Source organism: Microbacterium hominis, assembly GCF_013282805.1.
GTDB lineage: Bacteria > Actinomycetota > Actinomycetes > Actinomycetales > Microbacteriaceae > Microbacterium > Microbacterium hominis_B.
The window spans coordinates 1,711,919-1,736,992 of record NZ_CP054038.1; the positions used below are offsets into that span (position 1 = coordinate 1,711,919).

General features: G+C 71.4%; 25 protein-coding genes. 15 read left to right on the forward strand and 10 right to left on the reverse strand.

Going from position 1 to position 25,074, the window contains the following annotated elements:
• The first annotated feature begins 1 nt into the window (after position 1).
• Genes HQM25_RS07610 through HQM25_RS07620 form a run of 3 tightly spaced genes read left to right on the forward strand, consistent with a single transcriptional unit; the run spans position 2 to position 2,877 of the window.
• A complete protein-coding gene (locus HQM25_RS07610) occupies positions 2 to 766 on the forward strand; it encodes a lysophospholipid acyltransferase family protein (RefSeq protein WP_254359610.1) in 765 nt (254 codons plus the stop codon).
• On the forward strand, positions 756 to 1,892 hold the full coding sequence (locus HQM25_RS07615) for an NAD(P)H-dependent glycerol-3-phosphate dehydrogenase (protein ID WP_172989687.1): 1,137 nt from the start codon (positions 756 to 758) through the stop codon (positions 1,890 to 1,892). The genes HQM25_RS07610 and HQM25_RS07615 overlap by 11 nt, the downstream gene beginning before the upstream one ends.
• Positions 1,792 to 2,877: a D-alanine--D-alanine ligase family protein gene (locus HQM25_RS07620; RefSeq protein ID WP_172989688.1), complete on the forward strand. Its 1,086-nt coding sequence runs from the start codon at positions 1,792 to 1,794 to the stop codon at positions 2,875 to 2,877. Before HQM25_RS07615 ends, HQM25_RS07620 begins: the two co-directional genes overlap by 101 nt.
• Positions 2,878 to 2,911: 34 nt before the next feature.
• Here HQM25_RS07620 and HQM25_RS07625 read toward each other — a convergent pair whose 3' ends face one another.
• Positions 2,912 to 3,403, reverse strand: a complete 492-nt coding sequence (locus HQM25_RS07625; protein ID WP_254359612.1) for a DUF3515 family protein — start codon at positions 3,401 to 3,403, stop codon at positions 2,912 to 2,914.
• A gap of 58 nt (positions 3,404 to 3,461) precedes the next feature.
• On the opposite strand from HQM25_RS07625, the gene thiL reads away from it, so the two are divergent.
• Complete coding sequence (gene thiL, locus HQM25_RS07630) at positions 3,462 to 4,451, forward strand: thiamine-phosphate kinase (RefSeq protein WP_172989690.1); 990 nt, start codon at positions 3,462 to 3,464, stop codon at positions 4,449 to 4,451.
• A gap of 19 nt (positions 4,452 to 4,470) precedes the next feature.
• On the opposite strand, the gene rsmD is transcribed toward thiL, so the two are convergent.
• Positions 4,471 to 5,031: a 16S rRNA (guanine(966)-N(2))-methyltransferase RsmD gene (gene rsmD, locus HQM25_RS07635; RefSeq protein WP_172989691.1), complete on the reverse strand. Its 561-nt coding sequence runs from the start codon at positions 5,029 to 5,031 to the stop codon at positions 4,471 to 4,473.
• A 4-nt stretch (positions 5,032 to 5,035) separates the two neighbouring features.
• Positions 5,036 to 5,623 (reverse strand): 1-acyl-sn-glycerol-3-phosphate acyltransferase, encoded by a 588-nt coding sequence (locus HQM25_RS07640; protein WP_172989692.1) that lies wholly within the window; start codon positions 5,621 to 5,623, stop codon positions 5,036 to 5,038.
• Between the two features lie 91 nt (positions 5,624 to 5,714).
• Here HQM25_RS07640 and HQM25_RS07645 point away from each other — a divergent pair, with 91 nt between their 5' ends.
• Genes HQM25_RS07645 through mutM form a run of 6 tightly spaced genes read left to right on the forward strand, consistent with a single transcriptional unit; the run spans position 5,715 to position 10,874 of the window.
• On the forward strand, positions 5,715 to 7,874 hold the full coding sequence (locus HQM25_RS07645; RefSeq protein WP_172989693.1) for an ATP-dependent DNA helicase RecG: 2,160 nt from the start codon (positions 5,715 to 5,717) through the stop codon (positions 7,872 to 7,874).
• Between the two features lie 26 nt (positions 7,875 to 7,900).
• Positions 7,901 to 8,398: a pantetheine-phosphate adenylyltransferase gene (coaD, locus tag HQM25_RS07650; RefSeq protein WP_172989694.1), complete on the forward strand. Its 498-nt coding sequence runs from the start codon at positions 7,901 to 7,903 to the stop codon at positions 8,396 to 8,398.
• A gap of 60 nt (positions 8,399 to 8,458) precedes the next feature.
• The gene (locus HQM25_RS07655; protein ID WP_254359652.1) at positions 8,459 to 9,013 is read left to right on the forward strand and encodes a YceD family protein; all 555 of its coding nucleotides are present in this window, start codon (positions 8,459 to 8,461) and stop codon (positions 9,011 to 9,013) included.
• A 2-nt stretch (positions 9,014 to 9,015) separates the two neighbouring features.
• Positions 9,016 to 9,225: a 50S ribosomal protein L32 gene (gene rpmF, locus HQM25_RS07660; protein WP_172989695.1), complete on the forward strand. Its 210-nt coding sequence runs from the start codon at positions 9,016 to 9,018 to the stop codon at positions 9,223 to 9,225.
• Positions 9,226 to 9,244: 19 nt separating this feature from the next.
• A complete protein-coding gene (gene rnc / locus HQM25_RS07665; RefSeq protein WP_172989696.1) occupies positions 9,245 to 9,964 on the forward strand; it encodes a ribonuclease III in 720 nt (239 codons plus the stop codon).
• Complete coding sequence (gene mutM / locus HQM25_RS07670) at positions 9,957 to 10,874, forward strand: bifunctional DNA-formamidopyrimidine glycosylase/DNA-(apurinic or apyrimidinic site) lyase (RefSeq protein ID WP_172989697.1); 918 nt, start codon at positions 9,957 to 9,959, stop codon at positions 10,872 to 10,874. Before rnc ends, mutM begins: the two co-directional genes overlap by 8 nt.
• A gap of 9 nt (positions 10,875 to 10,883) precedes the next feature.
• Here the strand turns inward: mutM and HQM25_RS07675 are convergent, their stop codons facing one another.
• The 3 genes from HQM25_RS07675 to HQM25_RS07685 form a co-directional block, all read right to left on the reverse strand.
• Complete coding sequence (locus HQM25_RS07675; protein ID WP_172989698.1) at positions 10,884 to 11,978, reverse strand: GNAT family N-acetyltransferase; 1,095 nt, start codon at positions 11,976 to 11,978, stop codon at positions 10,884 to 10,886.
• Entirely contained in the window at positions 11,971 to 13,053 is a 1,083-nt protein-coding gene (locus HQM25_RS07680; RefSeq protein WP_172989699.1) for a GNAT family N-acetyltransferase, read from the reverse strand. Before HQM25_RS07680 ends, HQM25_RS07675 begins: the two co-directional genes overlap by 8 nt.
• A gap of 92 nt (positions 13,054 to 13,145) precedes the next feature.
• The gene (locus HQM25_RS07685; protein ID WP_172989700.1) at positions 13,146 to 13,403 is read right to left on the reverse strand and encodes a hypothetical protein; all 258 of its coding nucleotides are present in this window, start codon (positions 13,401 to 13,403) and stop codon (positions 13,146 to 13,148) included.
• 522 nt (positions 13,404 to 13,925) lie between these two features.
• Between HQM25_RS07685 and smc the strand changes: the two genes are divergently transcribed.
• From smc to HQM25_RS07700, 3 genes are all read left to right on the forward strand, one after another.
• Complete coding sequence (smc, locus tag HQM25_RS07690) at positions 13,926 to 17,486, forward strand: chromosome segregation protein SMC (protein WP_172989701.1); 3,561 nt, start codon at positions 13,926 to 13,928, stop codon at positions 17,484 to 17,486.
• 20 nt (positions 17,487 to 17,506) lie between these two features.
• Complete coding sequence (ftsY, locus tag HQM25_RS07695; protein ID WP_172989702.1) at positions 17,507 to 18,379, forward strand: signal recognition particle-docking protein FtsY; 873 nt, start codon at positions 17,507 to 17,509, stop codon at positions 18,377 to 18,379.
• Between the two features lie 79 nt (positions 18,380 to 18,458).
• A complete protein-coding gene (locus HQM25_RS07700) occupies positions 18,459 to 18,959 on the forward strand; it encodes a DUF2004 domain-containing protein (protein WP_172989703.1) in 501 nt (166 codons plus the stop codon).
• Positions 18,960 to 18,970: 11 nt separating this feature from the next.
• Here the strand turns inward: HQM25_RS07700 and lipA are convergent, their stop codons facing one another.
• On the reverse strand, positions 18,971 to 20,011 hold the full coding sequence (lipA, locus tag HQM25_RS07705) for a lipoyl synthase (protein WP_172989704.1): 1,041 nt from the start codon (positions 20,009 to 20,011) through the stop codon (positions 18,971 to 18,973).
• Complete coding sequence (lipB, locus tag HQM25_RS07710) at positions 20,008 to 20,646, reverse strand: lipoyl(octanoyl) transferase LipB (protein WP_172989705.1); 639 nt, start codon at positions 20,644 to 20,646, stop codon at positions 20,008 to 20,010. The genes lipA and lipB overlap by 4 nt, the downstream gene beginning before the upstream one ends.
• Before the next feature lie 115 nt (positions 20,647 to 20,761).
• On the opposite strand from lipB, the gene HQM25_RS07715 reads away from it, so the two are divergent.
• Both HQM25_RS07715 and ffh read left to right on the forward strand, forming a co-directional pair.
• Positions 20,762 to 21,751 (forward strand): TetR family transcriptional regulator, encoded by a 990-nt coding sequence (locus HQM25_RS07715; RefSeq protein ID WP_254359614.1) that lies wholly within the window; start codon positions 20,762 to 20,764, stop codon positions 21,749 to 21,751.
• Positions 21,752 to 21,849: 98 nt separating this feature from the next.
• Positions 21,850 to 23,415 carry a signal recognition particle protein gene (ffh, locus tag HQM25_RS07720; protein ID WP_172989707.1) on the forward strand — a complete coding sequence of 522 codons (1,566 nt, stop codon included), beginning with the start codon at positions 21,850 to 21,852 and terminating at the stop codon, positions 23,413 to 23,415.
• A gap of 13 nt (positions 23,416 to 23,428) precedes the next feature.
• Here ffh and HQM25_RS07725 read toward each other — a convergent pair whose 3' ends face one another.
• Both HQM25_RS07725 and HQM25_RS07730 read right to left on the reverse strand, forming a co-directional pair.
• Positions 23,429 to 23,893: a methyltransferase family protein gene (locus HQM25_RS07725; RefSeq protein WP_254359655.1), complete on the reverse strand. Its 465-nt coding sequence runs from the start codon at positions 23,891 to 23,893 to the stop codon at positions 23,429 to 23,431.
• A gap of 5 nt (positions 23,894 to 23,898) precedes the next feature.
• Positions 23,899 to 25,062 (reverse strand): glutamate--cysteine ligase, encoded by a 1,164-nt coding sequence (locus HQM25_RS07730; RefSeq protein ID WP_172989709.1) that lies wholly within the window; start codon positions 25,060 to 25,062, stop codon positions 23,899 to 23,901.
• Between the last annotated feature and the right edge of the window lie 12 nt (positions 25,063 to 25,074).

Below are 25,074 nucleotides of genomic sequence, written 5' to 3' on the forward strand. Positions count from 1 at the left end.
GGTGAGTCCGCACCGTCTGCGCGCCTCGAAGGAGAAGACGCGCCCCAGTATCTTCTGGCCGCTCGCGGCCATCGTGGTGCCGCTGATGGGCCTGATCTGCCGGGTCGAGATCACCGGATCCGAGAAGCTGCCCCGGCAGGGCGCCTTCGTGCTGGCACCGAACCACGTGAGCGAGTTCGACCCGCTCGTCGTCGCGCTCGCCGTCTGGCGCATGGGCCGCGCCCCGCGCTTCATGGCCAAGGAGAGCCTGTTCCGCGTGCCCGTCCTCGGGTGGGTGCTGCGGGCGACGGGCATGGTCCCGGTCGCACGCACCGCGTCCGCGGCGGCGGCCCGCCAGACCATCGAGGCGTCGCAGACGCTGGTGGCCCACGGCCGCGGCGTCATCGTGTACCCCGAGGGATCGCTCACCCGCGATCCCGATCTGTGGCCGATGCGCGGCAAGACCGGCGCCGTCCGGCTGGCGATGGCAGGCGGCATCCCGGTCGTCCCCGTGGCGCAGTGGGGGGTGCAGGAAATCCTGCCCCGGTACGGCAAGCTGAGCCTGTGGCCCCTGCGCAAGCGCGTGCGGCTGGCCGTGGGCGATGCCGTCGATCTGTCGGCGTACGCCGCCGACACCACGCAGCCCGCGGCTCTCGCCGCCGCGACCGACGCCGTGATGGCAGAGGTCGCCGCACTGCTGGCGGAGATCCGCGGCGAGAAGGCACCCGCCGCGCGCTGGAACCCGGCCGACCACGGCCAGAAGGAGACGGGACGCCTTGAGTCGTAGACCCGATTCCTCCGCCCCGCGCGTGGCCGTCATCGGCGCCGGCAGCTGGGGCACCACCTTCGGCAAGATCCTCGCCGACGGCGGCGCCAACGTCGTGATGTGGGCGCGTCGTCCCGAGCTCGCGCACGAGATCGACGAGGCCAAGCGCAACAGCCAGTACCTGCCGGGGATCAACCTCCCGCGCGGCATGTCGGCCACCCACCACCTGTCTACCGCCCTGGACGGCGCCGACCAGGTGTATCTGTCCATTCCCAGCCAGGCCGTCCGTCAGAACCTCAAGGCCGTGCGTCCGCTGGTCTCGAAGTCCGACGTGCCGATCATCTCGCTGATGAAGGGCGTCGAGCGGCGCACCGGGCTCCGGATGAGCCAGGTCATCGAGCAGGAGCTGCACTGCGATCCGGGTCGCATCGCCGTGGCATCCGGCCCGAACCTGGCGCTCGAGATCGCGCGGGAGCAGCCCACCGCGGCGGTCATCTCGTCGACCAGTCAGGAGACCGCCGACGCGGTGGCCCGGCGCGCCCGCAACCGCTACTTCCGCAGCTTCGTGAACACGGATGTGATCGGCACCGAGTTCGGGGGAGTGCTCAAGAACCTCATCGCGGTCGCGATCGGCATCGTCGACGGCGTCGGCTACGGCGAGAACACCAAGGCCTCGATCATCACCCGCGGACTCGTGGAGATGACCGACTTCGCCGTCGCGCAGGGGGCGCAGCCGGAGACGCTCCAGGGCCTGGCCGGGCTCGGCGACCTCATCGCGACCTGCCAGTCTCCGCTCAGCCGCAACAACACGGCGGGGCGCCTTCTCGGCCAGGGGTACCGATTCGACGACGTCGTCAAGCAGATGAACCAGACGGCCGAGGGCCTCGCCTCGGTCGCCCCGGTGCTCCAGCTGGCGCGAGAGGTCGGCGTGCATATGCCGATCGTGGAACAGGTCAAGATGGTGCTCGACGGCACCATGGACCCGCGGGACATCGCGCCCCACCTGACGACAGACGACGACACCCCGAAGGGCGAGAGGACGCAGAATGGACAGGCCGGCGGTGGCGGTGCTCTTTGGCGGTCGCTCCAGCGAGCACTCGATCAGTTCCGCAACGGCGGGAGGGGTGCTGCGGGCGATCGATCGTGACCGCTTCCGGGTGATCCCGATCGGCATCACCCGCGACGGCGCGTTCGTCCTCGAAGACGACGATCCCGACAAGTTCGCCCTCGACCCGGAGGTGCTGCCGGAGGTCGCCGACAACGGCACGCGCGTGCGCTGGCCGGAGTCGGCGCTCAGCCGCGAGCTGCGGGTGGTCGACGCCGACGGCGAGCGGTCGCTCGGCGAGGTCGACGTGGTCTTCCCGATTCTGCACGGCCGCTTCGGCGAGGACGGCACGATCCAGGGGATGCTCGAGCTGCTGGGTCTGCCCTACGTCGGTGCGGGAGTGCTGATGTCCGCGATCGGCATGGACAAGCACGCCACCAAGAGCGTGCTCAAGGCTGCCGGCATCCCGGTCGTGCCGTGGGTCACGCTCACGCGCGCCGACATCGAACGCCGGCGTGACTTGTGGGAGCGCCGTATCCGCGCGCTCGGCCTCCCCGTCTTCGTCAAGCCCGCCCGCGCCGGTTCGAGCGTGGGCGTGTCGAAGGTCTCCGAATGGACCGAGCTGGATGCCGCGCTCGACGTCGCCTTCGCCGAGGACGCCACCGTGCTGGTCGAGCAGGCCGTCGTGGGCCGCGAGATCGAGTGCGGCGTGCTGCCCGGCCGGGACGGTGGGGATCCGCGGGTGAGCGTGGCCGGCGAGATCGTGGTCACCGGGCGCGAGTTCTACGACTTCGACGCCAAGTACCTCGATGCCCCGGGCGTCGAGCTGGTGTGCCCCGCCGATGTGCGCGACGGGGAACTCGCCGAGATGCAGCGGATCGCCGCGCAGGCCTTCGAGGCGCTCGGCGGGGAGGGACTGGCCCGCGTGGACTTCTTCTTCACGGGCACCGAGTTCTTCGTCAACGAGGTCAACACGATGCCCGGCTTCACGCCGATCTCGATGTTCCCGAAGTGCTGGATCGCCTCGGGGCTCTCGTACGAGCACCTCGTGACGGAGCTCATCGACTCTGCCGCCGCCCGGGGCTGATCACCGCGCCTGGGTGCCGCCTCGCGCAGCCCGGTCATCCCTCGGATTCGCCGATGGGCGTCTCGGGCTCGGTGCACGCCGCGTCCTGCGGGAGGGTGAGCACCGCCGAGGCGACGGCGTCGAGGGCCTCGTTGGGCGAGACGATCTCGTTGTCGACATAGACCTCCGCGGCGGGCGTGCGCCCGTAGGTGGTCAGGCGGAAGCGCGGGGCCTCACTCTCGTCGACCAGCCAATCGACGCCGCCCACCGAGATGCACCGCAGGGTGGTGGGGCCGGTCGGCTCGAGTCCGCAGGTGAACAGGACGGCGGCGGGGTCGCCCCAGGCTCCGGTCGCCTGCGCGTCGGTCCAGCGGCGGTCCAGGTCGCCGATCGCGTCCGGCAGCCGCACGGACACATCCGCGCACGCCGGGTCGTTCGCGAGCGGACCGGGGGTCAATCCGCCGACGCTGGAGCTGCACGAGACCAGAGCGGTGCCGATCACGCCGAACGCGAGCGCGACGGCGAGGGCACGAAGGGGGCGGGGCACCCCTCCAGGGTAGCCCCGCGCGGCGACGCCTCCCGCGCGGGGCGGATACGGTGAGAGCATGATCCACTCCGGCGACCCGACCGTGGGCGTCCTGCCCGAGGGCGTGATCCTGCGCGCCATCCTCGACACCCTCGGTCCGTCGGCGGCACCTGTGGGCCCCGGCGACGACGCCGCCGTGCTGGCGGTCGGCGACGCGCGCGTGGTGGCCACGACCGACACGCTCGTGCACGGCCCGGACTTCCGTCTCGCGTGGTCCAGCGCCGAGGACCTGGGCTTCAAGTCCGCCGCGGTGAACCTCGCCGACGTCGCCGCGATGGGGGCCCGGCCGGTCGCGCTCCTGGTGGCCCTCGCGATGCCCGATGACACGCGCCTTTCGTTCGTGACCGGCCTGGCGGCGGGACTTCGGGCCGCGTGCGCGGAACTCGCCCCCGGGTGCGCCGTCGAAGGCGGCGACCTGACGGTCTCCGACACGCTCACGATCGCCGTCACCGCGCTCGGCTCGCTCGACGGCCGGCGCCCTCTGCTACGGTCGGGAGCGCGCACGGGCGACACCATCGCGGTGGCCGGCGACCTGGGTCCGGCGGCGGAGGGGCTCGCGCTGCTGTTCGACAGGTTCCGCGACGCCGAGGGCGCGCCGCTCCCGATCGATCGCGCACAGCTCACCCCGGCGGAGAGCGCGGCGCTGGATGCGCAGCTGCGGCCGCGACCCCCGATGGAGGCGGCGGCGCACGCCGCGGCGGCCGGTGCGGCCGCCCTCATGGACATCTCCGACGGGCTTGCGCTGGACGCCCGGCGCATGGCGGAGGCCTCGGGGGTGACCATCGCCCTCGACGCGTCGGCGCTCGGCGATGATCCCTCGCGCGCGCTCGAAGCGGGCGAGGACCACGCACTCCTCGCGGCGTTCTCTCCCGGCACAGACCTCGGCCCGTTCCGGGCGATCGGGCGCGTCCACGACCAGGGGGCGCACGCCGTGCTCGTGGACGGCGTGCCCTACGGGGGTCCGGGCGGTTGGGACCCTTACCGGGACTGGGACCTCGCGCGCGGGTGAGTGCGCGCAGGTGGGCGGTTCAAGCCGTCGTCGCCCACCACAGCGCCGTGTCGCCGTACTTCTTGTGCCGCGTGAGCTCCACGCTCTGCGGCACGCTCGGCTCCGGGGATCGCGACGCGCGCTCGATGATCACGTCGGCGTCGACCGCCAGCAGCGGCGCGAGCAGCGCGAGGGTCGCGGCGAGCTCCGTCTCACCCAGGTCGTAAGGCGGGTCGAGGAAGACCAGGTCGAACGGCCCCCGGGCGGTGCGCAGGAACGCGTCCGCGCTCTGCCGGTGCACCTTGACGCGCGCCGCCGTGCCGGTCGCGCGGGCGACCCTGTGCGCGTTGCGTTCCGCGATGGATGCCGCACGCGGCGACTTCTCCACGAGATCGGCCGACGCCGCGCCGCGACTCACCGCCTCCAGGGCGAGAGCGCCCGAGCCGGCGTACAGGTCGAGCACTGCTCGACCGCGTACGGCGTCGACGGCCTCGAGGGCGCCGAACAGCGATTCGCGCACCCGGTCGCTCGTGGGCCGGGTCCCGGCGTCGGGGACGTCGAGTCCGATCGACCCGGCCGCTCCGGCGATGATCCTCGTCACACGCTCACGATACCGAGGTGGGCGCGGCGGACTCGTCGCGCAGGCGCGGTTCGGTGCGCAGATGCGGGCGCATGCCCGACTTGTCGGCGTAGAACGCGCGGATCCGGTCCATATCTGCCGACACCTGGCCGGTCAGCGCGATCGTGGGGCCGAGGCCTGTCGTCATCGTCGTGCGGTCGACGTATCCCAGCGTCACTGGCATCCCCGTGTCGCGCGCGATCCGGTAGAAGCCCGACTTCCAGTGATCGCCGCTGCCACGGGTTCCCTCGGGGGTGACGACCAGTCCGAACACCTCGCCGGCGCGGATCCGCGCGACGACGTCGGAGACGACGTGCTGCGGGTCGCGCCGGTCGACGGCGATGCCGCCGAGGGCGCGCATGAGAGGCCCCCGCCACCCGCGGAACAGCGAGTCCTTCCCCAGCCAGCGCACCGGGATGCCCAGGCGCCACGCGATCGCGAGCATCAGCACGAAGTCCCAGTTCGAGGTGTGCGGAGCACCGATCAGCACCGTCGGACGCGTCGGGCCCGGTTCGGTGGACAGGGTCCAACGGCTGCAGGCCCAGTAGACGCGGGCGATGGTGGAGCGGATCACCCCGCAACGGTAGCGGTCGCGGCTGGGGATCTGCTCCACCGGTGCTCGGGCGCGCCCGCCGGAGGTCCGGACCGGCTCCTAGACTCGGGTCATGCCCGCGCTCGCCCTCGAATCGCCCCTCGACGGAGCCCTCGGGGCGAAACCATCGTCGACGCTTCAGCGCGCGTTCGGCATGTCGACGGTCGGAGATCTGCTGGCGCACTATCCGCGGCGGTACGCGCTGCGGGGGGAGCTCACCCCGATCGCCTCACTGCCGGTCGGGGAGGCGGTCACGATCGTCGCCGAGGTGCTCCGGGTGACGGATCGCCGCATGCGCAACCGCAACGGCTCGCTCTTGGAGGTCGTGATCAGCGACGGCCAGGGGAGCCTGAGCCTGACCTTCTTCAACCAGGCCTGGCGCCAGAAGGACCTCGTGCCCGGCCGGCGTGGCGTGTTCGCGGGCAAGGTCGGCGAGTACCGCGGCACACTCCAGCTCTCCCACCCCGACTACGAGCTCTTCGACGACGAGGCCGCGGCGCGCCTGAGCGCGGAGGCGACCGCGAAGCTGCCGATCCCGATCTACCCGGCGACCTCGACGGTGGCGAGCTGGCAGATCGCGCGCATGGTCGGGCAGGTGCTCGATGGGCTCACCGAGGTCCCCGATCCGCTGCCGGACGACCTCCGCGCGCGGATGGGTCTGCTCACGGCCCGGGCGGCGATCGAGGGCATCCACCGCCCCGACACCCCCGATCAGATCGAGCCGGCGCGCGAGACGCTGCGTATGCACGAGGCGCTCGTGCTGCAGACCGCACTGCTGCAGCAGCGTGCCGCGGTGCGCGCGATGTCGGCGACGCGCAGGGATCCCGGGCCGCTCCTGCAGGCCTTCGACGAGCAGCTCCCGTTCGCGCTGACCCCCGATCAGCGCGATGTCGGCGAGCAGGTGGCGCGCGACCTCGTCGAAGCCTGGCCGATGAACCGTCTCGTGCAGGGGGAGGTCGGCTCGGGGAAGACGCTCGTGGCGTTGCGCGCGATGCTCCAGGTCGCACAGAGCGGCGGCCAGTCCGCGCTCATCGCACCCACGGAGGTGCTCGCCGCCCAGCATGTGCGCTCGATCGCGCGGATGCTCGGGCCCCGGCTCGCGCCCGAGCTCATGCCCACGCTGCTGACCGGACAGCTGCCGATCGCCGAGCGGCGCAAGGCGGCACTGAGGGCCGCGTCGGGACAGGCGCGCATCGTCGTGGGCACGCACGCGCTGCTGAGCGAATCGACGACGTTCGCCGATCTGGGGCTGGTGGTGGTCGACGAGCAGCACCGGTTCGGCGTCGACCAACGCGAGTCGCTGCGCGCCAAGGGCACCTCGCCGCACGTGCTGGTGCTGACCGCGACCCCGATCCCGCGCACGGTCGCCATGACGGTGTTCGGCGATCTCGACGTCTCGACCATCCGCACGCTCCCGGAAGGGCGCGCGGGAATCGAGACCTTCGTGGCCCCGCTCGCCGAGAAGCCCGCATGGTTCGCACGGGTGTGGGACCGCATCGCCGAGGAGGTGGCCAAAGGACGCCAGGCGTTCGTGGTGTGTCCCGCGATCGACGCGGAGGCGCGCACGAAGGACGACACCGCCGACGACGTCGTCGACGACGCCGGCGAGCCGGCGCGCACCCGTTGGGGCGTGGTCCAGGCCGCGGACCTGCTCTCCCGGCATCCCGCCTACGCCGACATCCGGGTGGAGATCCTCCACGGGAAGATGCCGTCCGAGCAGAAGGATGCCGTCATGCAGGCCTTCGCCCGCGGAGACATCGACGTGCTGGTGGCGACGACCGTGGTCGAAGTGGGCGTCGACGTGCCGAACGCGTCCACGATGGCGATCCTGGAGGCCGATCGATTCGGCGTGTCCCAGCTGCATCAGCTGCGCGGACGGGTGGGCCGCGGCGGTCTTCCCGGACTGTGCCTGCTCGTCACCGAGGCCGTGCCCGGGTCCGGGGCGCGCGAGCGCGTGGAGGCGGTCGCGGCGACGATCGACGGCTTCGCGCTCGCGGAGGTCGACCTCGAGCTGCGCGGCGAGGGCGATGTGCTCGGCGATGCGCAATCCGGTGCGCGCACGTCGCTGCGGCTGCTGCGCGTGGTCACGGACGCCGATCTCATCGCGCAGGCGCGCGTGGTCGCCGAGCGGGTCCTCGAGGCCGATCCCACGCTGTCGGACCATGCCGGGCTGGCGGCGGCCATCGAGCGCCGCGTGGGGATGGAGGAGCGGGCGGCGCTCGCGAAGAACTGAGACGGGCGCCCGATAGGCTGATCGACATGAGCAGCCGGATCGCCGTCGTCCCAGGTTCGTTCGACCCGCCGACGCTCGGCCACCTCGACGTGATCCGCCGGGCGGCATCGCTGTACGACCAGCTCCACGTTCTCGTCGTCCACAACCCGGGCAAGGAGGCGATGCTCCCCATCGCCCAGCGCCAGTCCCTGCTCGAGCAGTCCATCGCCGAGGGCGACGTGGCCGGCGACGTCGTCGTGGCGTCCTGGAGCATGGGTCTGCTCGTCGACTACGCCACCGATGTGGGCGCCAGCGTGCTGGTCAAGGGCATCCGCTCCCAGGTCGACGTCGCCTACGAGACGCCGATGGCGATCGTGAACCGCCACCTCGCGCAGATCGAGACGGTCTTCCTTCTTCCCGACCCGGCGCACGCCCTCGTCTCCAGCTCGCTCGTGCGGCAGGTCGCCGCGCTGGGGGGCGACGTCTCGCCCTTCGTGCCGGCACCGGTCGCGCGGTTCCTCGACACCGGCGCGCGCGACATCTGACGGCGCGCAGCCCCCGCCTCGGCCGCGCCGGTAGCATGGACGACCGTGGTGAGAAAGCATGTGACCGGTCCGTTCGTCCTCCAGGCGCGAGACATCGCCCGCCGCCCCGGCGAGATGAGGGAGTTCACGTTCGAGGCGCCGGCGCCGGAGAAATGGGGCGAGGGTCTCGTTTCCGTCGCCGCATCGGAGCCGGTCGAGATGACCGCCCGACTGGAGTCGGTGCACGAGGGCATCCTCGTCTCCGCGACGGCGCGCACCCGGTACACCGGGGTGTGCGGGCGATGCCTGACAGATATCGCCCAGCCTGTCGAAGTCGAGATTCAGGAGCTTTTCGCGTATCCTGGATCGGAAGCAACTGACTTCGAGGTTCAAGACGACCACGTGGATCTTGAAACTCCCGTCAGGGATGCGATCGTCCTGTCGCTTCCGTTTCAGCCGGTGTGTCAGCCGGATTGCCCCGGCCTCGACCCGGCCACGGGTGAGCGATTGACCGAGAGCACCGGTGCACATCAAGGTGCGCCCATCGATCCGCGATGGGCTGCGCTCCAGGACTACACCCCAGACCCCGACGACGAAGCGCCGCGCCTCGGCGTCGAGAACACAGAAGAGAGCTAGCCATGGCAGGTAACCCCCCGAAGCGGAAGGTCTCCCGCTCCAACACTCGTTCGCGTCGCGCACAGTGGAAGGCCGAGGCCCCCGCGCTCGTCAAGACCGTCGAGAACGGCAAGGTCGTCTACAGCCGTCCGCACCAGGCGAAGGTCGTCACCGACTCGCAGGGCACGGAGCTGTTCCTCGAGTACAAGGGCCGCAAGGTCGCCGACGCCTGATCCGGTCGACGGCCGGACTGTGACGCGCGTCACCACTTCGGAGAACTCGTCGGCTGATTCCGCCGCGGAGGATCTCCTTCTCGAGAAGCTCGGGGTCGACATCGACCCCGAGCTTCTCGCGCTGGCATTGACCCACCGATCCTGGGCGTATGAGCACGGCCAGGTTCCGCACAACGAGCGCCTCGAGTTCCTCGGCGATTCGGTGCTCGGGCAGGCGGTCACCGTGCTGCTGTACACGCGGCATCCCGACCTCGACGAGGGCGTGCTGGCCAAGCGCCGTGCCGGCGTCGTCTCGACGGTCGCTCTGGCCGAGATCGCACGCACGATCGGGCTCGGCCCCCACCTTCGGCTCGGGCGCGGTGAGGATCTCACCGGCGGGCGCGACAAGGACTCGATCCTCGCCGACACGATGGAGGCGCTCTTCGGGGCGACCTACCTGTCGGCGGGACCGGACGCGGCCACCGGTCTCGTGCTCCGTCTGGTCGAGCCGCTGCTGGCCGATCCGGAGCGCGTCGGAGCCGCCGTCGACCCCAAGACGAGCCTGCAGGAGCTGGCCGCGCACCGCGGAGCGACACCGCCCGTCTACGAGGTCACCTCGACGGGGCCCGATCACGACCGCCGGTTCACCGCGACCGTGACCGTCGCCGGGTCGTCGGCCCAGGGCACCGGCTCCAGCAAGAAGCAGGCCGAGATGGCAGCGGCCCTCTCCGCGTGGCGCGAGCTCAGCGGGCGTGCCTGAGCTGCCCGAGGTCGAGGTCGTCCGCGCCGGCCTCGCCCCCGCGGTCTCGCACGCGCGCGTGTTGGCCGTGGAGGTGCGCGACGAGCGCGCGCTCACGCGCCACGCGTTGGACGGCGCCGATTTCGAGCGCGCTCTGACCGGTCGCACGATCGCGGGCACCGCCCGCCGCGGCAAGTTCCTGTGGCTTCCCCTGTCTCCGATGCCGCCGGCGACGTCACCCGTCGACGCCGTCGTGGGCCACCTCGGCATGAGCGGGCAGATCCTGCTCCGCGAGGCGGGCGCGCCGGCCGAACGGCACGAGCGGATCCGTCTCGACGTCGAGCATCCCGCGCACGGCGTCCTCGCCGTCGTCTTCGCCGATCAGCGAACCTTCGGCTCGCTGGCGATCGACGCCCTCGTGCCCACTCCCGACGGGGCGGCGGGCGGATTCGGGATGGATGCCGCGACCGTGCCGCACCAGGCGGCGCACATCGCGCGCGATCCTCTCGATCCCGCCTTCCCGGAGGCCCCGTTCCGCGCTCGCCTCGCGCGCAGCGGGTCCGCGATCAAGCGCGTTCTGCTCGACCAGTCGGTCGTCAGCGGCATCGGCAACATCTACGCCGACGAGGCGCTGTGGTCTGCGCGCATCCATCCCGAGACGCCCGCGCGGGCGCTGCCCGCCCGCGCGGTCACACGATTGCTCGCCGAGGTGCGCGCGGTGCTCGAGAGGGCGCTCGCGGAGGGCGGCACGAGCTTCGACGCCCAGTACGTCAACGTCAACGGGCAGGCCGGCTACTTCGCCCACTCTCTCAACGCCTACGGGCGGACGGGGGAGCCGTGCGCCCGGTGCGGTCGGCCGATCGTGCGGGTCTCCTTCATGAACCGGTCGAGCCACTTCTGTGCGCATTGTCAGAAGGCGCGCGGACTCTGACCCGATCGGTCAGCCGATCTCCTTGCGCCACGCGCCCGCGTACGAGACGGGCACGAACCCCATCGCCTCGTTGATGTCGAGCATCGGGCGGTTCTCCTCCGCGTTGAAGGTCGACACGCTCGGTGACAGCGGTGCGACCTCCCGCCAGTGGAGCAGGTTGGCGCACTTCACGAGCATCCCCAGCCGGTGGCCGCGGTGCTCTCGGAGCACCAGGGTGCCGTACTGCTGGGTGACCGCGCGCGGATCCTCGCCGATCACCAGCTCGTTGTACGCGACGATCGCGCCCGTGGGCACGTGGACGACGCCCGCCACCGAGGTCGTGAGGCCCTGGGAGACCAGTCGCTCTTCGCGGCGGCGCACCCGGTCGGCGTCCCAGTGCTCCTCGTCGACGACGGTGCCGCCCTGCGGCGCGTCGGTCGACATGCGCGAGATCGCGTAGGCGAACCCGTCGATCAGCTCGGGAGGAGTGGGCGGCGACCAGAGCTCGAGCCGGTAGTCGGCTCCCGCGTGCGCGGCCGCGTCGTCGCGCATGTGCGCGAGCGGCGTGAGATCGCCGGTGAGGTCGAACATGCTGTTGCGCTCGACCTGCTCCAGACGGAACCCGTGCGCCACCGCGACGCGAGCAGCGTAGTCGTCCGCCGGCACGCGGCCGAAGCCCGTGGGCGGAACCAGGTAGGGGCCGGGCGTGCCGGGGCGGTGCAGCGTCCAATGCTGGATGGTGGACCGCCCGCGCGCTCGCGCCTCGCGATCCACCTCGGCCAGGAGCAGCTCCTCGGCGCCCTCGCCGCGATGCTCGGGCGCGACCCACAGGTCGAAGTCGATCGTCGTGGCATCGGGATCGGTCGCGATGATGAGGGCCACGGCGCCGAGCACGACGTCGTCGCGCTCGACGGCGAAGCCGAGGCTGATCCAGTCCTCCTGGTGCTGCCAGAAGCCGAGCGTCTCGAGCGGCTCGCTGCGCAGCCCGTCGTGCCCGGCATCCACGAGGCACACATCGTTCGCGATGCGGACCAGTTCGCCGAACAGCCGCGCGTCGTGAGCGTCGAGGGAGGCGGGCACGGGGATGGGTGTCACCCGCAACGTCGAGGTGAGCGTCTCAGACATCGAGCACCTTCTTCCATGCGCCGCTGTAGGAGATCGGGGCGAACCCGATCGCCTCGTTGATGTCGAGCATCGGGCGATTCTCCTCCGCGTTATAGGTGATGACACGCGGCGAGGCCGGGGCCACGTCGCGCCATGACAGCAGACCGGCGCACTTGACGAGGGTCCCCAGCCGGTGGCCGCGGTGGTCTTTGAGGACCAGGGTGTCCTCCTGGTGGCTCGCCGCGGCGCGATCCTTGCCGATGACGAGTTCGTTGAACGCGCACAGTTCGCCGGACGCGATGTGCTGTGCCGCCGTGACCTGGAGCAGGCGCCCTGCCGCGGTGTACTTCTCGTCGTGTTCGGCGACGCGCGCGGCATCCCACACCTCCTCATCGAACTCCATCTCGGCCGCCGGTGCATCGGTGATCATGCGGGACTTCATCCAGGCGTATCCGTCCGCGTACTCCGGCGGGGTCGGGGCGAACCACTGGACGACCCGGTAGCCGTCGGCGGCCGACTCGGCGTGGGCGAGCAGGCGGCGCACCTCGTCGAACGAGCCGGTGAGGTCGAACGCGCTGCAGCGTTCGATCTGCTCGAGGGTGTATCCGTGGCGCTGGTAGAAGCGCGCGGCGCGGTCTTCGGGGATCGTCCCGAACCCGGTGGGCGCCGCAAGGCGCGGGCCGTCGGCGGCCGGATGCTCCGCCCACGACTGAAGCACGGTGCGCCCGTTGTCGCGGGCCGTGCGCTCGACGAGGTCGTACGCCGCCGTTCCGATCCCGCGGCCCTGGTGGGCGGCGAGCAGCTCGATCAGCCAGAACGCGACCTTCGAGCCGGACTCCAGGGGCAGGTCGACGCCGAGGCGCCCGACGACCTCGCCGTCGTCGATGACGAGCCACATCAGGCGCTTCTCATGTTCGGTGGAGCGCAGGTGGGGCAGCAGTTCGTCGGCGGGCATCGCGTGGTCGTCGTGACCGGCGATCTCGCGGTAGACGATGTTGCGCACGCGGACCATCTCGAGGAGGTCGGCGGCGTCGGGCGAGTCGACCGAGTCCGGCAGGGTCAGCGGGCGGAACTCGAGGTCGAGGAGGGTGCTCATGTCAGAGGCTCTTTCGATGGTGGGAGGGAGAGGGGGAAGGGGGTCCGCCGCCGTGTGGACGTTGTGGACGGTGGCGGCGGACCCCGGTCGGATCACCGGCTCGGTGCGAGCAGGGCTTCGCGCTGGAAGCGCTGCTCGCGGCGTGCGCGATCGTGATCGGCGGCGAAATCGCGAGCGTGCTGCTCGCGATCCGACGTGAGCCGCGGGGTGCGCGTGCTCCACAGCAGCAGTCGGAGGCCGAGGTGGAGAGCGAGGCGATCGAGGAACGATGTGCGCGCGGTGCGGCTCGGGAGCCGCAGCGTATCGGGCAGACCCGAGGGGCGCTGCGGCGCGAGGAGGGTGGTATCCATGGCGGATGGCCTTTCCAGGGATGGCGGAGGGATGCCGGACCCGGCGGGTCCGGAGCTGCCGGGCGGTCACGCCCGGCGGGATGCCGTGCCGCAGCACAGCGGGAAGGGGCGGCAGGTGCGCGCTCACGGCCCGGGAAAGGGCCGGCGCGGGAGGATCATGCCCGGGAACGGGCAGAGTTCTCCCCTGCGGGGGTCAGGCGACGGTGTGTGCCGCGCCGTAGACGAGGCGCCCGAAGGAGTTGGTCCCCAGGACGCGGGCACGGGTCGCGACGCCGTTCGCGGCGGCGACTCCAGTGGGAATCATGTGCATCATCGGGGACCTCCTTCCTCAAACTTCGGACGCGGTGAGTGACGTTAGTCCTGCGCACCGCCTGTTGTCAAGGGGAATTCCCAGATTCGTCACGATTCGGGCGTGTCGCCGCTTCCGCGCGTGGCGAGAGCGCAGCACCGGGGTGGCATCGGGGCGGTGCGCCTCGCCTCGCGTATCGTTGAGCGGTAATCGACCGGCGGGAGGGCGCATCGATGCACCTGAAGAGCGTGACGCTCAAGGGGTTCAAGTCGTTCGCCCAGCCGACCGCGTTCGCCTTCGAACCGGGGGTGACGTGCATCGTGGGGCCGAACGGCTCAGGCAAGTCCAACGTCGTCGATGCGCTCGCGTGGGTGATGGGCGAGCAGGGCGCCAAGACGCTGCGCGGCGGCAAGATGGAAGACGTCATCTTCGCCGGCACCGCCACGCGCGGCCCGCTGGGGCGCGCGGAGGTGCAGCTGACCATCGACAACGCCGACGGTGCGCTGCCCATCGAGTACGCCGAGGTCACGATCAGCCGCACGCTGTTCCGCAACGGCTCGAGCGAGTACGCCATCAACGGCGAGACGTGCCGTCTGCTCGATGTGCAGGAGCTGCTCAGCGACTCCGGGCTCGGGCGCGAGATGCACGTGATCGTCGGCCAGGGTCGACTGGACAGCGTGCTCCAGGCCACGCCCGAGGATCGGCGCGGGTTCATCGAGGAGGCCGCCGGGATCCTCAAGCATCGACGTCGCAAGGAGAAGACGCTTCGCAAGCTCGACGCCATGGAGGCGAACCTCACCCGGCTGAGCGACCTCGCCGGCGAGCTGCGCCGCCAGCTGAAGCCCCTGGGGCGGCAGGCGGAGGTGGCCCGCGAGGCGGCGACGATCGCGGCTGTCGTTCGTGACGCGAAGGCGCGCCTGCTGGCCGACGATCTGGTCGGGCTGCGCACCGAGCTGTCGGACCATGCACGCACCGAGCACGAGCGGCATGCCGAGCGACTCGTGCTCCAGGACCAGATCGAGGCGACCCGCGCGCGCATCGAGGAGCTCGAGGGGCAGCAGCGCTCGGCGGCCGTCGACGAGGCCCGCCGCGTGGCCTTCGAGCTCGAGCGCGTGCAGGAGCGCCTGCGGAGCCTGTATGCGCTCGCCGGCCAGCGGCTCTCGCTGCTGGCCGAGGATGAGGACGGCGAGCGCCTGGAGCTCACCACCGTCTCGCAGTCGATGATCGACGAAGCGCGCGAGGAGATCGACGCGATCGCCTCGGGACTGGGCACCGCGCAGGATGCTGCGGCCGAGGCGGCCCGTGCCGTCACGAGGGCGCGAGCCGAACTCGACGCGCTGGACGCCGACATCGCCGCCCAGAGCGCGCTGGTCTCGGAGCACGACATGCGTCTGACGGCGCTGCGCGGATCCGCCGAGGCCGCCGCGTCGGCGTTGGCGGCCGTCGTCGCCGGCGTCGAGCGGCAGCAGCGTGCCCTGGACGCCGCGCTGGCTCGCCGGGCGGAAGCGGAGGACGCTTTGGCCGGCGTCGACCCCGACCTGGTTCCGGAGGGATCGAGCGCTGAGCACGCTTCGGCGTACGAGCGCGCGCAGCGCGACTCGACCGACGCGGAGGCGCAGGTGGGGCGCCTGCGGGAGCGGCTCCACGCCGCCGAGCGCGAGCGGGAGGCGCTGACCGCGCAGACCGCAGCGCTCTCCCGCGCCCTCGAAGTCAAGAACGCCGCGAGCGAGCTCCTCGCCGAAGGTCACTCGGGCCTTCGCGGCCTCGTCGGAGATGCTGTGCAGGTCACGCCGGGGTTCGAGGCCGCGATCGCGGCGGTGCTGGGCCCGCGCGCCGAGGGGGTGCTCGTCGATGGGCGCGACGACGCGTTCCGCCTGGCCGAGCGCGTGCGCGGCGGGGACCTGGGCGTCGTCGACATCGTGATCGCCGATGCCGGCGCGATGCGCCCACGCCTTCCCCGGCTCCCCGGGATCACCGCTGCGGTCGACGTGGTGACAGCCCCGGAGGGGGTGCGGGGCATCCTCGCCTACATCGCCGTCGCGGACGACCTCGACGCCGCCCGCTCGGCCGGACCTGCCCTCGCCGATGCCGAGGTGGGCGGACCGTTGACCATCGTGACGAAAGCGGGGGAGGTGTACACCGAGTACTCGCTGCGCGCCGGCACGGGAGCGTCGCGTTCCCGACTCGAACTGGCGGCGGAGCGGGATGCCGCATCCGAGCGCCGTGACGAGATCGCGATCGTCGCCGAGTCGCTGCGGGAGGCGCTGTCCGAGCAGACGCGCGCGCTGGAGGCCGCGCGGCACCGCACGAAGGCGACGCTGCAGGCGTTGCGCGCGCACGATGCGGCGCTGGCCGCGCACACCGAGCAGGTCAACCGCGCAACCCTCCGCCACGAGGCCGCCGTGGCGGAGTGCGATCGCCTCGCGGCGGGACTCGCACAGGCGCAGGCCGCGGTCGCCGACGCGCAGGTCGATGCCACGGCTGCCCAGAACAGGCTCGACGCGGCTCTGGCCAGACCCCGCCCGATCCTCGACGCCTCGGCGCGCGACGGGCTGCTGGAGGCCTTGGAATCCGCACGGGACGCCGAGATGCGCGGGCGCCTCGACGTCGAGACGCTGCGCGAGCGCATCCGCGCCCAGGAGAGCCGCGTCGGTCAGCTCGAGCGGCAGCGGGAGCGCGAGCGGGAGGCGGCCGCTGAGGCGGCCCGCCGAGCGGTGATCCGCCGCGCTCAGCGCGAGATCGCCGCGTCTGTGTCGGCGCAGCTGCCCTCGGTGCTCGACTCGGCCGATCGCTCGGTCACCCAGGCCCGCGTCGAGCTGGCCACGGCGGAGTCTGCGCGCACGGCCGTGACCGCCGAACTGGCGGAGCTGCGCGCGCGCGAGTCCGGAGCGCGGGAGCGCCTGGCGGCCCTGACCGAGAGCGTCCACAGCCTGGAGCTGCAGATCCACGAGAAGAAGCTCCACGTGAACTCGCTGCTGGAGCGGGTGGCGTCCGAGCTCGGCCTCGATGAGCAGATCCTGATCTCGGAATATGGCCCCGACCAGCCTGTTCCCGTCGAAAGCGGCGAGGAGCAGGCCACGGCCGGCGATTCACACGACGAAGAGATTCCGGATGCGGCATCCATTCCGTATCGTCGCGAGGAGCAGCGCCGGCGCCTTCGCGAGGCAGAGCGCAAGCTCACCCAGCTCGGCCGCGTCAACCCGCTCGCGCTCGAGGAGTTCGCCGCGCTCGAGCAGCGCCACAGCTTCCTCGTGGAGCAGCTGGCCGACCTCACCCAGACGCGCAAGGACCTGCTCACGATCATCGAGGAGCTCGATGAGCGCATGCAGACCATCTTCCTCGCGGCGTTCGAAGACACGAAGGCGGCGTTCGGCGAGGTGTTCCCGATCCTGTTCCCGGGCGGAACCGGCAGCATCTCGCTCTCCGACCCCGATTCGCCCCTGACCACCGGCATCGAGGTGGCGGTGCGCCCGGTCGGAAAGAAGATCGAGCGGCTCTCGCTGCTGTCGGGCGGGGAGCGGTCACTGGCCGCCGTCGCCCTGCTCACGGCGATCTTCAAGGCGCGCCCGAGCCCGTTCTACATCCTCGACGAGGTCGAGGCGGCCCTCGACGACGCCAATCTCGGCCGCCTTCTCGGAGTGTTCGAGCAGCTCCGCGCTTCGAGCCAGCTCATCGTCATCACGCATCAGAAGCGCACGATGGAGATCGCCGACGCCCTGTACGGCGTGTCGATGCGGCAGGACGGCGTCTCCGCCGTCGTCGGGCAGCGGCTGGGCGAGCGCGCGGCGTCGTGAGCCGCCCGTAGGCTGGACCCATGGCTGAAAGCTCCTGGTCGCTCGGCCGCGCCCTGCGCGGCCTCTTCGTCAAGCCCACGATCGACGAGACGACGTGGGAGGACCTCGAGACCGCGCTGCTGACCGCCGACTTCGGCCCCGACATCACCGAGCGGATCGTCGAGGAGCTGCGCGAGAAGGTGGAGCGATTCCGCACCACGGATCCCCGCGACCTCCAGCGCATGCTCAAGGAGACCCTCGAGGAGCACTTCGCGAAGTTCGACACCACGCTCACGCTCTCCGAGCGCCCGGCGGTCGTGCTCGTCGTGGGGGTCAACGGCGTCGGCAAGACGACCACGATCGGCAAGTTCGCCAAGTTCCTCGGGCGCTACGGCCGCAGCGTCGTGGTGGGGGCCGCCGACACGTTCCGCGCCGCCGCCGTCGACCAGCTGGCGACATGGGCCGAACGCGGCGGCGCCCACATCGTGCGTCCCCAGCAGGAGGGCCAGGATCCGGCATCCGTCGCGTTCCAGACGATCGAGTACGCCAAGCTCACGGGTACCGAGATCGTCCTCGTCGACACGGCCGGCCGCCTCCACACCAAGGGCGGGCTCATGGACGAGCTGACCAAGATCCGCCGCGTCATCGAGAAGCAGGCGCCCATCAGCGAGGTCCTGCTCGTCCTGGATGCCACCACCGGCCAGAACGGCGTGATGCAGGCCGAGGCGTTCCTGCAGCACGCCGGCGTCACCGGACTCGTGATCACCAAGCTCGACGGATCGGCGCGCGGAGGCTTCGTGCTGGCGGTGCAGGAACGCACCGGCATCCCTGTGAAGCTCCTCGGCCAGGGCGAGGGGATCGACGATCTGACCGGCTTCACCCCCCACGTGTTCGCCGCCGCCCTCGTCGACTAGGCGCGGCGCGTCGGCGCACGCGACACGCCCGCCGCGATTCGGGCTATCGCCGTTCGCGCCGGACTGGTTTCATAAGGGCATGGCGATCGAGCACGACTACTTCGGACTCCTCGAGTCAGGCCCGGACGGTTCGATCTTCTGGTCCGAGAACGTCGAGCTGGGGGATCAGACGGTGACGGTCGATCTCACCGCGCCCGACCAGGACGACGTCTCCGAGGCGGCCCTCGATGTGGCCGCGGGACTCATCTCGGCGATCGAGGACATCGACCGCAACGCGCGCAACGCCATGGTCAACGAGCTCAGCGAGCGCACGAGCGAGGTGACCGAATACCTCCTCCAGCAGCAGGAGCAGCTGGGGGAGGACCTCGAGGAGCTGCTCGTCGACATCTCCGGCGACACCCACATCGACATCATCCGGTCGCTGCAGCTGATGAGCATGACGATCCTCGCCGACGAGCACGGGGGGTCCGACCCGTTCGCCGTGCTCGAGTACGCGCTCGATCCGGACGCCACCGATGACGTGCTCCTGGTGAATCTCGGCTCCGACGGCGACGTGCTCTCGGTCACCAGCGCCGAGTAGCCGCCCGCGGGTCACACCGCCTGCGCGAATCCTCGCTCCACATGCACGTCCGCAGCGATGTGCGCCAGGTGCTCGGGGATCTCGCGCCCCTTGGCGAGCATCGACTGCGCCCAAAGGCGCCCCGCGCGATACGACGATCGCACCAGCGGACCGGCGAGCACGCCGAGGAAGCCGATACGCTCGGCCTCCTCCTTGAAGGCGACGAATTCGTCGGGCTTGACCCAGCGCGCGACCGGGAGGTGCCGCGGCGTCGGGCGGAGGTACTGCGTGATCGTCACGATGTCGGTGCCGGCGTCGTGGAGGTCCTGCAGGGCCTGCACGACCTCTTCGGGCTCTTCGCCCATTCCGAGGATGAGGTTCGACTTCGTGATGAGTCCGGCATCGCGCGCCTGCGTCAGCACGTCGAGCGAGCGCTCGTAGCGGAAGGCGGGGCGGATCCGCTTGAAGATCCGCGGCACGGTCTCGACGTTGTGCGCGAACACCTCGGGGCGCGCCTGGAAGACCTCGGCCAGCAGCGCCGGGTCGCCGTTGAAGTCCGTCGCCAGCAGCTCGACGCCGGTGCCGGGGTTCAGGGCGTGGATGCGACGCACGGTCTCGCCGTTGAGCCATGCGCCGCCGTCGGGGAGATCATCGCGCGCCACGCACGTGACCGTGGCATACCGGAGCTGCATGCGCTGCACGCTCTCGGCCACCCGCCGCGGCTCGTCGATGTCGTAGTCGGCGGGCTTGCCGGTGTCGATCTGGCAGAAGTCGCACCGCCGCGTGCACTGGGAGCCGCCGATGAGGAAGGTCGCCTCGCGGTCCTCCCAGCACTCGTAGATGTTCGGGCAGCCGGCCTCCTGGCAGACGGTGTGCAGCTCCTCGGTCTTCACGAGAGAGTGCAGGGCCTGATACTCCGGCCCCATCTTCGCCCTCGTCTTGATCCACTCGGGCTTGCGCTCGATCGGGGTCTGGGCGTTGCGCACCTCCAGCCGCAGGAGCTTGCGCCCCTCCGGCACGGTCGACGGGGTGGATGCCGCGCCGCCCCCGTTCGGCGTCGCGCAGCCGCTCATGCCGGCACCCCCGCGAAATCGGCCTCGAACACGCGCGCGACCGTCGGGAGCACCGCGGTGACGCCGATGTGGGCGCCCGCGACCTCGCTGACCGTCGTCACCCCGGCATCCGTGATCCCGCACGGGATGATGCCGCGGAACCCGGCAAGGGAGTTGTCGCAGTTCAGCGCGAAGCCGTGCATGGTCACGCCGCGCTGCACGCGCACGCCGATCGCGGCGATCTTGTCCTCGCCGAGCGGGCGGCGCACCCACACACCGCTGCGGCCCTCCACGCGGTAGCCGTCGACGCCGTGCTCGCGGAGGGCCTCGATGAGGAGCCCTTCCATACGCCGCACGTGGGCGACGACGTCCACCGGCTCCACGAGCCGCACGATGGGATAGCCGACGAGCTGACCCGGTCCGTGCCACGTGATCTTCCCGCCGCGGTCCACGTCGACCACGGGCGTCCCGTCGGTCGGGCGCTCGTGCCGCGCCGTGCGGGCGCCGGCCGTGTACACGGGCTCGTGCTCGAGGAGCAGGAGCGTGTCGGGGCGGGTGCCCGCGACCACGTCGGCGTGGACGCGGCGCTGCAGCTCCCATCCGTCGAGGTAGGGGACGAAGTCGGGGGACAGACCCACCGTCTGGATGTCGAGCATCGGGCTCCTTCGCTCATGGCGATTTCTGGATTGCGTCCAACATTACGCCCTGGCGGACGGGGATGCCGCACCCGGCCGCTCGCCGCCGCACCGCACCGGCGATAGCGTGGGGGCTGTGACCAGCCGACGTGTGGGAAGACCCAAAGCCTCTTCGCGGGAGACCCTCGCCGAGGCCGCGTGCGAGCTGTTCCTCGAACAGGGGTATGAGGCGACGTCGATCGCCGACATCGCGTCGCGGGCGGGGGTGAGCCGGTCGAGCTTCTTCAACTACTTCGCTTCCAAGGCCGACATCCTCTGGGCGGGGCTCGACGAGCGGCTCTCGCGCTTCACGCAGCGACTGGCCGCCGGCGAGGACGCGCACGCGGCGGCATCCGTCCGGCTCGAGGCGACCGCGCTCGCCGAGGGATTCGCGCCCGACAGCCTCGCCCTGGGCATCGTCCACGCGGGCGCGATGGGCATCGCCGATGAGCTCGAGCGCGAGGCGTCGCTGCGCCGCGCGCGCATCGCCCGTGCCGTCGCCGACCGGCTCCAGCGCGGCGGCGCCGACCGCCTCAACGCGGAGGTGGCGGGGGCTGCGTGGGGAGGCGCGGTGCTGGCGGCGATCGAGGCGTGGGCCCACGACGGCGCGGGCCGCACCTCGCTCGCGCGCTTCCTGGGCCGGGCGGCCGATGCCGCCGACCGCGTGGCCGCCGACGTGCCCGTCGGCGAGGTCGCGCAGCTGCGCGTGGTCGTACAGGCCTCCGCGTTCGAGCAGACGCTCGCGTTCTACCGCGACGTCGTCGGGATGCCGCAGGCCGAGGCGTACGAGGCAGAGGGCGGGGCGCGGGTGGCCATCCTCGCCGCGGGGCGCGCGACGCTCGAGATCGCGAATCCCGCCCAGGTCGAGTTCATCGATCGCGTCGAGACCGACGGCGACGCGCCCAGCGACCGCATCCGTCTCGCGCTCGAGGTCGACGACACCGAGGCCGCGGTGGCGCGGCTCGACGCGGCGGGGGCCGAGGTCGAGGCGTCCGCCCGTCTCACCCCCTGGAACTCGCGCAACGCGCGCCTGCGCGGTCCGGCGGGTCTCCAGCTCACGCTGTTCCAGGAGCTCGGCCCGGTCTGACGCCGTAGACGCCGCGCGGCGTCTCGGCCGCAGCGGTGACGATGCCGCTCGCGGTCGACGCCGGGGTGCGGCATCCGCTCGCGTAGAATCGGGGGATCATGGCGACTTTCGGCACCCTCTCCGACCGGCTCACCGAGACCTTCCGCAATCTCCGCACCAAGGGCAAGCTCACGCCCGCGGACGTCGACGGGACGGTCCGCGAGATCCGGCGCGCGCTCCTGGACGCGGACGTCGCCCTCGTCGTGGTCAAGGAGTTCGCCGCGAAGGTGCGCGAGCGCGCTCTCGGCGACGAGGTGAGCAAGGCGCTCAACCCCGCCCAGCAGGTCGTGCAGATCGTCAACGAGGAGCTCGTCGCGATCCTCGGCGGCGAGCAGCGCCGCCTGCAGTTCGCCAAGAACCCGCCGACCGTCATCATGCTCGCGGGCCTCCAGGGCTCCGGCAAGACCACGTTCGCCGGCAAGCTCGCCAAGCAGCTCGAGAAGGACGGGCACACGCCCCTCCTGGTCGCCTGCGACCTGCAGCGCCCCAACGCCGTCAACCAGCTCCAGGTGGTGGCCGAGCGCGCCGGTGCGGCGATCTACGCGCCCGAGCCGGGCAACGGCACGGGCGATCCGGTGAAGGTCGCCCGCGACGGCGTCGAGGTGGCCCGCCGCCAGCAGCACGACGTCGTCATCATCGACACCGCCGGCCGCCTCGGCGTCGACGCCGAGCTGATGAAGCAGGCCGCCGACATCCGCAAGGCCACCGACCCGGACGAAGTGCTGTTCGTCATCGACGCCCTCACCGGACAGGATGCCGTCAACACGGCCAAGGCATTCCAGGACGGCGTCGACTTCACCGGCGTCGTGCTCTCCAAGCTCGACGGCGACTCGCGCGGCGGCGCGGCACTGTCGGTCACGAGCGTCACCGGACGCCCCATCATCTTCGCCTCGACCGGTGAGGGACTCGACGACATCGAGGCCTTCCACCCCGACCGCATGGCGTCGCGCATCCTCGATCTCGGTGACATCCTCACCCTCATCGAGCAGGCGCAGCAGGCCTTCGACGAGGCCGAGGCGCTCAAGGTCGCCGAGAAGCTCGCCACCGAGACCTTCACGCTCGAGGACTTCCTCGAGCAGATGCAGCAGATCAAGAAGATGGGCTCCATGAAGAAGATGCTCGGGATGCTCCCGGGCATGGGCTCCATGAAGCAGCAGATCGAGGACTTCGACGAGCGCGAGATCGACCGCACCGAGGCGATCATCCGCTCGATGACGCCCGTGGAGCGCCGCAACCCCAAGATCCTCAACGGCTCGCGGCGTCTGCGCATCGCGCGCGGCTCGGGCATGACGGTGACCGATGTCAACCAGCTCGTGCAGCGGTTCGACCAGGCCGCCAAGATGATGAAGACCGTCGCCCGCGGCGGCGTGCCCAACATCCCCGGCATGGGCCCCGTGCCGGGCGCGGGACGCCCCGGCGCGTCGAGCAAGCGCGGCAAGCAGCAGAAGGCGAAGGGCTCACGCTCGGGCAATCCCGCCAAGCGCGCCGCGGAGAACGCGGGGATCGCCGCCCAGGCGGCCCAGGCGCCGACCGGTTCGGGCTTCGGACTGGGCGGTGCCCAGGGTCAGGGCGCTCCGACCGAGGCGGACCTCGCCGAGCTGCAGAAGCTGCTCGGCAAAAGCTGACCGGCCCCGCGCGTCAGCGGATCCCGCGTCCCCACAGGATCAGCGGGGTGCGCCGCGCGTAGGCGCGGTACTCCTCTCCGAAGGCGGCGATGAGGTGCCGCTGTTCGACGTGCGCCTTGACGGTGAGCACCACGGCGAGCAGGATCCACACGACGACGAGCTCGAGACGGCCGCGCCACAGCACCCACCCGGCCGCGGCGACGAGCAGCCCGAGGTAGATCGGGTTGCGGGTGAACCGGTACACGCCCCCCGTTCGCAGGGGCGCGCCGGGGCGCGGGGCCACCCAGGGCACGAGGTTGCGCCCCAGCGCCCATGCGCCGGCCACCGCGACGCCGCCGCCGATGCCCGCGAGCACCACCGCGATCGCCGTGATCCACCACCGGCTCCACAGGGGCGCTCCGGGAAGGAGCAGCAGCGCGAGAAGGGCGAACTGGGCGAGGACCAGCAGGTCCCCGCCGCTGCGTCGCCCGGCCGGCATCGTGCTCACCCCGTCGCGGCGAACAGATGGTCCCGCAGCGTCGGCCCGTCGCGGAACTCGCGGATGAGATGGCGCACGACTTCGCGCAGATCCCCGTCGGCGGCGTCGGCGACCTCGAGCTGCCGAGCGTAGCTCGCGCCGTCGGTGAGGATCGTCTCGATCCCGGCGAACTCCCGTGCGCACTTGAGCTCGACGGCGATGTCGGCGATCTCCTCCATGGTCTCGCGGAGGTGCTCCCGCACGGGACGCTGCCGGCCCTCGCGATCGACGATCACCCGTGCGTCGAGGCCGTAGCGGGCGGCCCGCCACTTGTTCTCCCGCACGAACCACGGCTGGATCGAGGGCAGCGTGCGGCCCTCGTCGAGCTGGCGTGAGAAGTGCTCGACGAGCGTCTGGACGAGCGCGCCCATGGCAGCCAGCTCCGGCAGGGTCGACATCCCGTCGCAGGCGCGCACCTCGATCGTGCCCCATCGCGGTGCCGGACGGATGTCCCAGCGCACCTCGGTGGCATCCTCCATGACACCCGTGCCGACCATGTCGTCGAGGTAGGCCTCGAACTGCGGCCAGTCCTCGAGCGGCCACGGGAGTCCGGCGGTGGGCAGCTGCTGGAACACGAGCGAGCGGTTGGATGCGTAGCCGGTGCGCTCGCCGGCCCAGAACGGGCTCGATGCCGACAGCGCCTGCAGGTGGGGCAGGTAGATCGACAGGGCGTTGATCAGGGGGAACACCTTCGCGACGTCCTCCACTCCGACGTGCACGTGGATGCCCCAGATCATCATGTTGCGACCCCACCACTGGGTGCGCTCGATGAGCTTGTGATATCGGGTCTTGTCGGTGACCTGCTGCTCGTACCACTTGGCGAACGGGTGGCTGCCCGCACAGAGGAGCTCGACGCCGAGCGGATCGCCGAAGGTGCGGACGGCGGCGATCGCGTCGGCGATGTCGTCGACCGCCGCGGCGACGGTGGCGCCGACTCCGCTCGTGACCTCGATCGTGTTGGTGAGCAGCTCACCGGTGACCGTGTACCGCTCCAGCGCGCTCGCCTCCTCGACGGAGGCGAGCAGGTCCGGGGCACGAGGCACGAGTTCTCCCGACTGTCCGTCGGCGAGCATGAGCTCCCACTCGAGGCCGACCGTGGAGCGCGCGGACGTGGCGAACGTCACCGTCATGGCCACAGTCTG